At 41.8% G+C, this 10235-nt stretch carries 10 protein-coding genes and 2 pseudogenes; 7 read left to right on the top strand and 5 right to left on the bottom strand.

Features of this window, described 5'->3' with window-relative positions; translation table 11 throughout:
* Window positions 1-62 precede the first annotated feature (62 nt).
* The 7 genes and pseudogenes from G5B11_RS17575 (at window position 63) to G5B11_RS17545 (ending at window position 4965) form a co-directional block, all read left to right on the top strand.
* Window positions 63-737: an alpha/beta hydrolase gene (locus tag G5B11_RS17575; RefSeq protein ID WP_118338790.1), complete on the top strand. Its 675-nt coding sequence runs from the start codon at window positions 63-65 to the stop codon at window positions 735-737.
* 20 nt (window positions 738-757) lie between these two features.
* Window positions 758-2233: an amino acid adenylation domain-containing protein gene (locus G5B11_RS17570; RefSeq protein WP_118512127.1), complete on the top strand. Its 1476-nt coding sequence runs from the start codon at window positions 758-760 to the stop codon at window positions 2231-2233.
* Window positions 2233-2703 (top strand): GNAT family N-acetyltransferase, encoded by a 471-nt coding sequence (locus G5B11_RS17565; protein WP_005924656.1) that lies wholly within the window; start codon window positions 2233-2235, stop codon window positions 2701-2703. The genes G5B11_RS17570 and G5B11_RS17565 overlap by 1 nt, the downstream gene beginning before the upstream one ends.
* Before the next feature lie 79 nt (window positions 2704-2782).
* Window positions 2783-3674: pseudogene (locus tag G5B11_RS19655) on the top strand (radical SAM protein).
* A gap of 33 nt (window positions 3675-3707) precedes the next feature.
* Window positions 3708-3968 (top strand): annotated as a pseudogene (locus tag G5B11_RS19240) (MmcQ/YjbR family DNA-binding protein); the annotation flags it as partial.
* 124 nt (window positions 3969-4092) lie between these two features.
* A complete protein-coding gene (locus G5B11_RS17550) occupies window positions 4093-4428 on the top strand; it encodes a DUF3784 domain-containing protein (protein ID WP_009319994.1) in 336 nt (111 codons plus the stop codon).
* Window positions 4429-4725: 297 nt separating this feature from the next.
* A complete protein-coding gene (locus G5B11_RS17545) occupies window positions 4726-4965 on the top strand; it encodes a DUF6061 family protein (RefSeq protein WP_055156118.1) in 240 nt (79 codons plus the stop codon).
* 76 nt (window positions 4966-5041) lie between these two features.
* On the opposite strand, the gene G5B11_RS17540 is transcribed toward G5B11_RS17545, so the two are convergent.
* From G5B11_RS17540 to G5B11_RS17520, 5 genes are all read right to left on the bottom strand, one after another.
* Window positions 5042-7249, bottom strand: coding sequence for an FtsX-like permease family protein (locus G5B11_RS17540; RefSeq protein WP_173729221.1), 2208 nt, complete (start codon window positions 7247-7249; stop codon window positions 5042-5044).
* Window positions 7239-8006, bottom strand: a complete 768-nt coding sequence (locus tag G5B11_RS17535) for an ABC transporter ATP-binding protein (RefSeq protein WP_055156116.1) — start codon at window positions 8004-8006, stop codon at window positions 7239-7241. The genes G5B11_RS17540 and G5B11_RS17535 overlap by 11 nt, the downstream gene beginning before the upstream one ends.
* 111 nt (window positions 8007-8117) lie before the next feature.
* Window positions 8118-9131, bottom strand: a complete 1014-nt coding sequence (locus G5B11_RS17530) for a sensor histidine kinase (RefSeq protein WP_055156115.1) — start codon at window positions 9129-9131, stop codon at window positions 8118-8120.
* Window positions 9128-9796 (bottom strand): response regulator transcription factor, encoded by a 669-nt coding sequence (locus G5B11_RS17525; protein ID WP_173729220.1) that lies wholly within the window; start codon window positions 9794-9796, stop codon window positions 9128-9130. The genes G5B11_RS17530 and G5B11_RS17525 overlap by 4 nt, the downstream gene beginning before the upstream one ends.
* Before the next feature lie 108 nt (window positions 9797-9904).
* Window positions 9905-10235, bottom strand: a 331-nt coding sequence (locus G5B11_RS17520) for a DUF6040 family protein (protein ID WP_244093073.1), incomplete at its 5' end; no start/stop codon positions are given.

Here is a 10235-nt window from a genome sequence, read left to right as displayed (position 1 = left end):
AAACATTAGAAATTCCTTGATTTTCAAGGAAAAAAGACTTGACTATATAGGGAGGCAACAAGGTGACTTCTTTAACCATAGAACAAAAAAGAGTGGACATATACCCAAGCGCAAAGCCGGGCAGCCCAGTTATCTATCTCAACACCTTTTCCAATGCCGTTAACAGTGTGTATAAAAACCTGATGGCGCTCGGCTGCCCAGATTTCTGTCTGGTGGCGGTCAGTAAGCTGAAATGGGATCATGACATGACACCGTGGTATATGGGGCCGATCTCTAAACACGATACGCCCTGCACCGGGGGTGCGGATGATTACCTGAAACTGCTTCTGGATGAAATTATGCCGGAAGCGGAAGCGCTCCTTCCCGGTGCGCCCGCCTGGCGGGGCCTCGCCGGTTACTCGCTGGCCGGGCTGTTCGCCCTCTACGCTCTCTACCAAACGGATGTGTTTGCCCGCGCAGCGAGTATGTCAGGTTCCTTCTGGTTTGAGGGCATCATGGAATATGTGTGCTCCCATGAGATGAAGCGCAAACCTGACTGTCTGTATTTTTCTCTCGGAGACAAGGAGAGCTCCACCGATAATCCGATTTTGAACGTTGTGCAGCAGAATACGCAGGAGATAGAAACACTGTGCCACGGGAAAGGCATCGAAACCACCTTCGTACTGAACAGTGGCAGCCACTATCAGGCGTGCAACAAGCGCACAGCGGCTGGCATTCACTGGATATTAAATAGATAAACCGACAAGGAGATAAAACGATGGATACGATTTATTCGCTTTTTCAGAAAGTAGTTAAAGAACATGAAAATGCCCCGGCTATCATTGAAAACGACCGCGCCATGACTTTTGGAGAGCTGTCCAACATGGTGGATATGATCACGTGCAGCTTTCCGCAGGAAGTACACAGCATCGGCATCGTCATGCGTCACCGAACCGAGATGATTGCCTCGATTCTGGCGGTACTCAAATGCGGCGGCCGATATGTCCCAGCCGAGCCGGATTTTCCCACCGGGCGCATCCATGACATGATGACCGAGGCACAGGTGGATTTTGTGCTGACGGAACACGCCTTTGCGCCCAAACTGAGCAGTTTCCCCATCCGTTATACAGATTGTGAGATCTGCGGCGTGGAGACGCCCTCCTGGAAGCGCAACGCCATCGAAGACCCGGAACGCCCCGCCTATGTGCTGTATACGTCAGGTACCACCGGGCGGCCCAAAGGTGTCTGTGTCACCAACCGCAATGTTTGCCATTATGTCCGTGCCTTTGCCAACGAGTTCCATCCCGGCCCCGGTGATGTCATGCTGCAATATTCCGTCTGTTCTTTTGACATCTTTGTGGAGGAAGTGTTCACCAGTCTGCTGAATGGTGCCGCTCTGGCCATCCCCGCTGACGAGGATAAGGCCGACATCCATGCATTGATGGCTTTTGTGGAACGCCACCATGTGACTATGATCAGCGGCTTTCCGTATCTGCTGGCAGAAATGAACCACCTGTCTGTCATTCCGTCCTCTCTGCGGCTGCTTATCAGCGGCGGCGATGTGTTGCGGGGCGTTTATGTGGATCACCTGCTGAACAAAGCAGAGGTTTACAACACCTACGGCCCCTCCGAGACAACGGTCTGCGCCTCCTATTACCGTTGTAATAGTGGAACTGTGCTGGAGGACGGTACCTATCCCATCGGTCATCCTGTACTAGGTGCGCAAATCAGGATTCTGGATCAGTCTGGCAACGAGGTTGCCAAAGGGCAGACGGGTGAGATTTGCATTTATGGCGGCGGTGTATCTCTGGGCTACATTGGCGACCATGCCGAGGAAAACAGAGCTTTTGAGCGGCAGCCGGACGGTAGCACCATGTACCGCAGCGGCGATTTGGGCTATATCCTGCCGGATGGCAACATTGCATTCCTGCACCGCAAGGACGACCAGATCATGATTTACGGCAAGCGGGTGGAACTTGCCGAGGTGGAGTCCCGGCTCTATCGGTGCAAGGATGTGCAGCAGGCTATTGTCCGGGCTTTTACAGACGAGGATGGACTGTCCTATATGACCGCCTATGTGGTGCCTTCCGACAATAAGCTGAAAGTCTCGGAAGTAAAAAAAGAACTGTCTGAAAATTTGACTTCCTTTATGATCCCAGAGTTCTTTGTGAAGATGAAGCAGATTCCTTTGAATGTCAACGGTAAGCCGGATGTGTCGAAACTGCCGGTGGTAATGAAAGCGGGGGCATTATAATGGAGATTCAGATCCGGCAGGCCACGATCCAGGACCTGAATGTATTGATGCAATGGCGAATGGAAGTCTTGCATGAGGTATTCTCCATCCCCTCGGAGCGGTCTGTAACAGAGCTGGAATCGGAAAATCGCCGCTACTATCAAACAGAACTGCCGCAGGGCGGACATATTGCCTGCTTTGCCTACGTAGGGGAGGAAATCGTCGGCTGCGGCGGGATATGCCTCTATCATGAGATGCCCTCACCGGACAATCTAAACGGGAAATGTGCCTACCTGATGAACATTTATACCCGGCCGCAGTTTCGCGGACACGGCATAGGGAACAGAATCGTCAGGTGGCTTGTAGAGCAGGCTCGTCAGCGGCATATTTCAAAAATTTATCTTGAAACCTCAAACAAAGGCAGGCCGCTGTATCAAACAATCGGTTTTGCCGATATGAAGGATATGATGAAACTGTCCCGTGAAAAATAAGCAAAATCAAAGGAGCATACATACAATGGAGCCAATCATCTGAAACGTTGAAGTAAAAAGCGTCCTCACAAAATCCAATTTGCCTGTGAGTGATTATTCGGTCAATCCTTATGTGGGCTGTGGCCACGGCTGCAAATATTGCTACGCATCTTTTATGAAGCGTTTTACCAATCACCCGGAGCCCTGGGGAGAGTTCATAGACGTTAAATTTTGGCCGGAAATCAAACACCCGGAGCGGTATGCAGGGAAAGAACTGTTTCTCTGTTACGTGACCGACCCATATCAGCCGCTGGAGGAAACCGCCTGCCGCACCCGCGCCATTTTGGAGCAGATGCAGGGCAGTGAATGTAGCCTCAGTATTGCTACCAAGTCTGACCTGGTGCTGCGTGACCTTGACCTCATTAAAACATTCCCCAATGCGCGGGTATCCTGGTCGATCAAACACACTGGACGAAGATTTTCGCGCTGATATGGACAATGCAGTGAGCATTGAGCGGCGGCTGGCCGCTATGAAAGCATTCCATGATGCTGGTGTGCGCACCACCTGCTTTATCTCGCCGATTTTCCCCGGCCTCACCGACCTGCCCTCCATCATCCACCGGGCGAAGAATCAATGTAATTTGGTCTGGCTGGAAAACCTAAACTTGCGGGGCGGTTATAAGAAAACGATTTTTGACTATATAACGGAAAAACATCCAGACCTGCTGCCGCTGTACGATACCATTTACAATAAAAAAGAACGCAGCTACTGGTCAATGCTGGATGCGCAGATGCGGCAGTTTTGCCAAGAGGAAGGGCTACTGTATGTCCAGGATGATGATTCCATCAAACGCCCGTTCAACGATCCGCCTATCGTGGTCAATTATTTTTTCAACGAAGAGATTATCCCTCGGCCAAAATGCAGAAGAACAGGTAATCAAAACTATATAGTAACATGCAGAAAGCTAGAAGTTGTAGAGGTGAGGTTATGAAACGCGCAGAATTAGAATCAGACATATAACGCCGAGACAGATTATCCGTGGCTCAAATATCCGAATTATGAGGTGTTCCGGCATTGTAATAATCGGAAGTGGTTTGCTCTGATTATGGATGTACCAAAGAACAAGCTGGGGCTGCAAGGCGAAGAAATGCTGGAAGTGGTCGATTTCAAATGTGACCCAATTCTGATTGGCACACTACGAGAGGAACCCGGCTTCTTCCCGGCGTATCACATGAGCAAGGATAGCTGGATTACTGTTGCACTGGATGTGCAGCGTATCAGATGACAAAATCAAAATGTTGCTTGATATGAGTTATGAAGCAACGATACCCAAAACATGCAAAAAGAGATACTGATAAATTCAAGTTTTTGAAACTGAGAAATTGGTATTTTAAGAGGAGGTATGTATTATGAATATAGGATTTTGGTCATGTATAATTTTGGTTATACCATTTGTAATTATAGGTGTGTTATTTGCGATTTTTAAGGAAAAAGCAACTAAATTTGTTTCAGGATTTAATTCATTTTCTAAAGAAGAACAGGCAATGTATGATAAAGCTCAGATCTCTCGTGATATAAGAAATCAGTGCTTCATATGGACTGTTATAATGTTAGCAGGAGCGACATTATCCTGCTTTTTAACCCCATATATGGCTATACCAACCTATATTATTTGGTTAGTTCTGTTTTTTAGAGAAGTCCACTTTGATAATCATAAAGCGTTTAAAAAATATTTATTAAAATAAATTCCAGTTGATATTTCACATATTTTAGGAAATTTAATAACTGTTATATTTGATTATCAAATTCTTCGCAAACCCTTGAAAATACTAAGTTTGTAGCAAGTGTACTTTCCCTTACTCTTTCCCTTGTGTTACATTCTCCCATTAGCTTTCATGAACCTTAATATGGGAAAAATTAAGGGAAAGAAAATTTCATAACACAGTATAACATATAACAATAACGACATGGTGAACTGATTGAAATGTTTTCGATATTTAACTCTATTACTGATTATCAAAAGAAAATGGAGATAAGATACGATGAGAACAATTTATGCAGAATACAACATAAATCACGATAGTATTGATGTTTACACAAGTGCTGGATATATGCTTCGCATTGACTGCTGGGAAGCTGAAAAAGATTTAAAAACCACATATGGATCAGAATGTGCACTTACTTCATTAGCTGTGGATGAGCCTTTGGAATATGCAAGATTATATCTTGAGGGCAATTTACAGATGTGGGTGGATGCAGAAGATTCATTAGAATTTTATTAAGTGAAAGAGGGATAGTGTTCATTAAGAGTGCTATCCCTCTTTAAAGAATGTGCGAAATGCAATAATTACATATTTTCTATGGATTAACAGAATGCCTAAAAATAATCCATGTACTTATGAAATAACAAATCAATAAAATTGCCAAAATGCCCATTGTTGCCCCTATTTGTAACATCAATGCACCAAACCCGATATAGGCTGAAATTTCTGCTGATATGGTTTGGATAAAGTAAGCTATTACAACAGCAGCTACAATGATTGCTGTGATAATTGGAAGCCCAAACCAAACACTTAATTGTTGCAAGATAAGTTTTCCGATATGCTTTTCTTCCACCCCCAATTTTCGGAGTACAGAGAAGCGATATTTATATTGTCCTGCGTCTAAGAGTTGTTGCAAGGAAAGTACGGTAAGACATATAATCATCAATACAACAGCACCATAAAGCATTGCAGCCTGTAAAACAAAATTATTTGCTATTGTACTGTTCCTCTGTAATGTACTGAACCGTATTCCATACATAACACCGCTTTCTGCTTGCTCTGGGTATTCCTCTGTAAAAAATTTTTCCAGTTCCCTTGCATTTTCATAGGAGATGTTTTCTTCTGTTGTGATATAGCGGTTTTTTATTACCGGCAACAGCTTTTCACAAATACTGTCTGGAAGTACATAGAGTATATCTGTATAGGAATTGTACGCTGTTTCTCCGATTGCTTCCTCATAATAGGACTGCTCGGAAAGAGTCAATTCTCCTGCGTCTGTCAAAATACTGGTATGCTCTTTCAAAAAGCTATCCCGTTCTTCCTCGGTGGCGATTGCCGCCCATTGTGTCGTAAATTCATCTTCCCCCAGAGAAATCTGTTCATAACCCAACATTTTCCTTATGGTGTTATAATCACTTAAAGAAATTGCCACAATCGGAAAATCATATTTCTGTCTGTTGTGAAAATCGTCTTTCTCTGGCAGATATAGATTGAAAGTGCAATCATAGTCTGTATCTATTTTATGTTCTGCCAGAAAATCAGTAATGATTTCATAACTGTCCTGTGGCAGATTTTCTTCTTCATAAACATCATTGTATCTCGAATATACCTGCACATCATACATAGAGCGTATATCCAAATAACCAGACGACCAGCCCGTCAAAATAGGGGCTGCAACGAACATGAAAATTGCTAATACCAAAGTGATACAAATGACTGCCATAGTCTTGCTGGTCGTATTCAGCTTTGAGGTAATCTGTCCGAAAAAGAAAAGTGCTTCCTCATGGTATCGGTGTTCTGGCGATTTTTCTTTCCATGCTACAATCAAACCACTGGTAAGATAAATGAAGGCACAAATGAAGAAAAGTAAGTCAATCACAACAAAAAGCAGATATTGATTGAGCGTTCCACCACCTAAAGGCAGATAATATTTATTTGTTAATGCTGCAACGCTGGCTGCTGTAAAAGCATTCAATACAGAACATATCAGCAAACCAGCAATGAAACATTCTCTTTTTTTCTTTCTGATTATGCAAAATATCGACCACAGCAAAGTAAGCAGCGGAAAAAGAATATTTCCCCAAAACATAAGCTGCACCGGAAACGCAAAGCGGGTGTCATAATAAAACCAGACCTTTTGTATTCCTGCAATCAATCCCCATACGGTAAATACTTCAAAGAGGACTACTACAACAGAAATGAAGCGGCTCTTTTTTAGCTCTGGTTCGTTCTCTTTCTCTGCGGAAAGCATATCAATAATTTTTGTTTTCTGAATGGTACGGGTATTGAAAATTCCTACCACAAAAAAACTTGCCACAAAAAATACCACTGTCAACAAAACGGTATCCGGGAATAATGTCCATGAGATTTCATAAGGCTTTCCATAAGCAGTAAGGAGCATTGCGGTAATGAATTGAGAACAAAATACACCGCAAAAAATACCAATCAAAATGGAAAACATACCCATAATCAGTGTTTCTGCAAAGAAAATCCTGCCAATAGTTTTTTGTTCCATTCCCATAATGGACTGGACAGCAAACTCTTTTTGCTTCCATCTTAGCATATAATGATTGACGAACCGTATCAAAAATAACAACAGCAATGTTATCATGCAGATTGCAATTTTCATTCCGTCACTTAACAGAGTAAAATCATACTCGCTGCCTATATCCGGGCTATAATAACTACTGGAAATAGACAAGAACGCATAAAACAAGGTAACACAGATTGTCATTGTGACAATGTAGACCAGATAGTCTTTTACAGACCGTTTTGCATTTCTGAAAACAAGTTTAGCATACATGGCTCTGTCCCCCTCCAATCATGGTAAGGACATTCAGAATTTTATCAAAAAAAGCACTTCTGCTGTCGTTGCCCTTGCGCAGTTCCATAAAGATTTCTCCGTCTTTCAAAAAAAGAATACGGTTGGCATAGCTGGCGGTAAAAGCGTCATGAGTTACCATAAGAATTGTCGCCCTAAGCTGTTCATTGATACTTTGAATGGTAGACAGCAGCATTTGTGAGGAATGGCTGTCTAATGCTCCTGTCGGTTCATCTGCCAATAAGAGTTTCGGATTGTTGATAATTGCTCTTGCACAGGCACAACGCTGTTTTTGACCGCCCGATACCTGATAAGGATATTTGTTTAGAATATCGCTGATATTCAGCTTTCCGGCTATATCCAAAATGCGGGGTTCTACAATCCCTGCAGGGACTTTATTGATTGCTAATGCCAGTGCAATGTTTTCTGAAATTGTCAATGTATCCAGCAAATTGAAGTCTTGAAATACAAAACCTAAATTCTCTCTGCGAAAGCGGGCAAGGAATTTTGGTTTGATTTCCGTTATATCTGTTCCCTCTAAAAAAATATGCCCTGCACTTACGGTATCAATCGTAGAAATACAGTTTAGCAGCGTTGTCTTTCCAGAACCGGACGCACCCATAATTCCGAGAAATTCTCCGGCTTCCACAGAAAAACTAATATCTTTAATGGCTTTGGTAATATTCCCCTCATTGCCATAATATTTCTGGATATGCTCCAGCTTCAAAATTGTATTCATCGGATAAACCTCCTTAACTGTTCCATACCCATATTGTAAATGGAGTATCTCATTTTTTGTATCAAGTTTTCTTACACAGTTCTTACAAAAATGTAAGAAGTGCAGAACCTGTCAGCCCTGCACTCCGATAATAAAATCATTCATTTGAAAGATAAGTGAAATCGTTGTTCCTCTGTTTTCGGAATAAGCAGTAAGTCCTATTCCCAGTTTATCACATAGACGCTTGCAAAGATATAAGCCAATTCCAGTAGAATTTTTCCCGGTTCGCCCATTCTGACCTGTAAATCCTTTTTCAAAAATACGGGGTAAATCACTTTTAGGAATACCTATCCCATTATCGCTGATAGATAGCACAATCTTGTCATTCGTTTTTGTTGCCCCAAAGTGCAAAATAGGCTGCTCTGCATGGTATTTGATTGCATTACCGATAATCTGATTTAAGATGAACCGCACCCATTTTTCATCAGTGTAAACCATTGTTTCTATATCGTCTATCTGAATTGACATATTACTTTGACGCAAAAGATACTTATTATCTGCGATTGCACTATTCACAACATCGCATAAATTGACTTCACGGACAGAATAGTCTTTTTCAGCGTGTTCACTTCTGGCATAGTAAAGTGCCTGTTCTGTATATTGATTGATATTCTCTAACTCTGCCAATACCTCTCTGGAAAAGGGAGAACGGTTATTCTCACACAGCAGCTTCATAGCTGTAATTGGTGTTTTTACTTCGTGTATCCATTGTTCAATGTATTCTTTATATTCCCTGCGTTCCCTCTGTACTTCGCCAATCCGTTCCAACATGGATTTTTCAGCCATTTTCATAATCTGGTAAAAAACCTGTTCATCAGCCCTTTCCGGCACTTGCATGATTTCCGGCAATAAATATCGTTCTTCTAATTGCTCCGTCATATTGAGCAATTTATTCAGATACTTTTTTCGTGAGAAATAAAAAGTCAGCAAAGATAAAACAAGGACAATCGACCAGACCGCAAGAATAAACAGGACTGTTTGGATAGGATTATCGCTTGCAATCAGGAACAAGGCAAAGGCAAGCATACCCAGCAGATTGATTAAAATAACGGGGAGTTGATTTTTCAAATATTGTTTTCCATTCATAATGTATATCCTTGCCTGTGTTTTGTTTTAATGAAATCTACAAGTTCGATTGTTGCCAGTTTGTCACGAATACGGGTAATATTGACACTTAGGGCATTATCATCAACATAAAGCTGATTATCCCAAAGAAAATCCACAATATCATTTCTGGAACAGATTTTTCCAGCGTTCTTAAAAAGGTAGTAGAGGATTTTCAATTCATTCTTTGTCAATTCTGCTTTCTGTCCTTTGTACTCTATCATGCTACTCTCCAAATGCAGGGTAGCTTCTTTCCACATATAAATTTCTGTTTGAGAGGAACGGTAGGCTTTCTTTAACAATGCAGCAATTTTAGCAAGAAGAATAGCAGGATTATAAGGCTTTGTGATAAACGCATCTCCACCCAGCATAATGCTGTTTAGTTCGTCCATATCTGTATTGCTGCTTGTTACAAATACAATCGGAATATCTGAAAAAGTGCGAATTTGAGAACATATTTCAAAACCGTTATTCCCCGGAAGTTTTATATCCAGAATAACCAGATGTGGTGCAGCTTCTTTTAACTGCTCTATTGTTTGGGAAAAATCCGTAACTGCAAATACTTCATATCCATTCCCATACAAAAGAGTTTTAAGCTGTGTTTGTATCGTAAAATCATCTTCAATGATTAGTATTTTTTCCTTCATAGAGATACCTCCCTAACACTTTATTATACTGTATCAGAGAGGTTTTCTCAATCGTATTATTGAATGGGAATTTTAGAATGATTTTGTACATAGCTTTGTAAAAAATGCTTAATAGTTTCTTTTCTCAAGGTACGATTCTAAATAACACCTAAGTCCAACATATGCGCCCTGCAAAAGTACAAAAAGCAATAGAAGATTTACTGACAGTGCTTTTTTGATTGCTTCTCCAAAATAAATGATGACAGCAGCACTTGTCAGTATCATCAGTAGAGTAATGACATCCCAACACTTTTCCCTATATAATTCTATAACCTTTATTTCTATCAGTATCGCCAGTATCCCTGTTCCTGCCACACATATTCCTACAATCAATATTAGCAATATCCAATATACCATTCCGGCTATAAAAGGATTTGGAATTTTTGTGCTAATCTGTGCC

This window comes from Blautia glucerasea (assembly GCF_013304385.1).
GTDB classification, from domain to species: Bacteria; Bacillota; Clostridia; order Lachnospirales; family Lachnospiraceae; genus Blautia_A; species Blautia_A ammoniilytica.
This window is presented reverse-complemented; position numbering and strand designations above follow the sequence as displayed.

Bases quoted from the DNA above. Each gene is read 5' to 3' on its own strand.
- G5B11_RS17530 (WP_055156115.1), bottom strand. From the start codon at position 9,131: ATGAATGGAAAACAATATTTGAAAAATCAACTCCCCGTTATTTTAATC.
- G5B11_RS17570 (WP_118512127.1), top strand. From the start codon at position 758: ATGGATACGATTTATTCGCTTTTTCAGAAAGTAGTTAAAGAACATGAA.
- G5B11_RS17535 (WP_055156116.1), bottom strand. From the start codon at position 8,006: ATGAATACAATTTTGAAGCTGGAGCATATCCAGAAATATTATGGCAAT.
- G5B11_RS17540 (WP_173729221.1), bottom strand. From the start codon at position 7,249: ATGTATGCTAAACTTGTTTTCAGAAATGCAAAACGGTCTGTAAAAGAC.
- G5B11_RS17525 (WP_173729220.1), bottom strand. From the start codon at position 9,796: ATGAAGGAAAAAATACTAATCATTGAAGATGATTTTACGATACAAACA.
- G5B11_RS17550 (WP_009319994.1), top strand. From the start codon at position 4,093: ATGAATATAGGATTTTGGTCATGTATAATTTTGGTTATACCATTTGTA.
- G5B11_RS17545 (WP_055156118.1), top strand. From the start codon at position 4,726: ATGAGAACAATTTATGCAGAATACAACATAAATCACGATAGTATTGAT.
- G5B11_RS17565 (WP_005924656.1), top strand. From the start codon at position 2,233: ATGGAGATTCAGATCCGGCAGGCCACGATCCAGGACCTGAATGTATTG.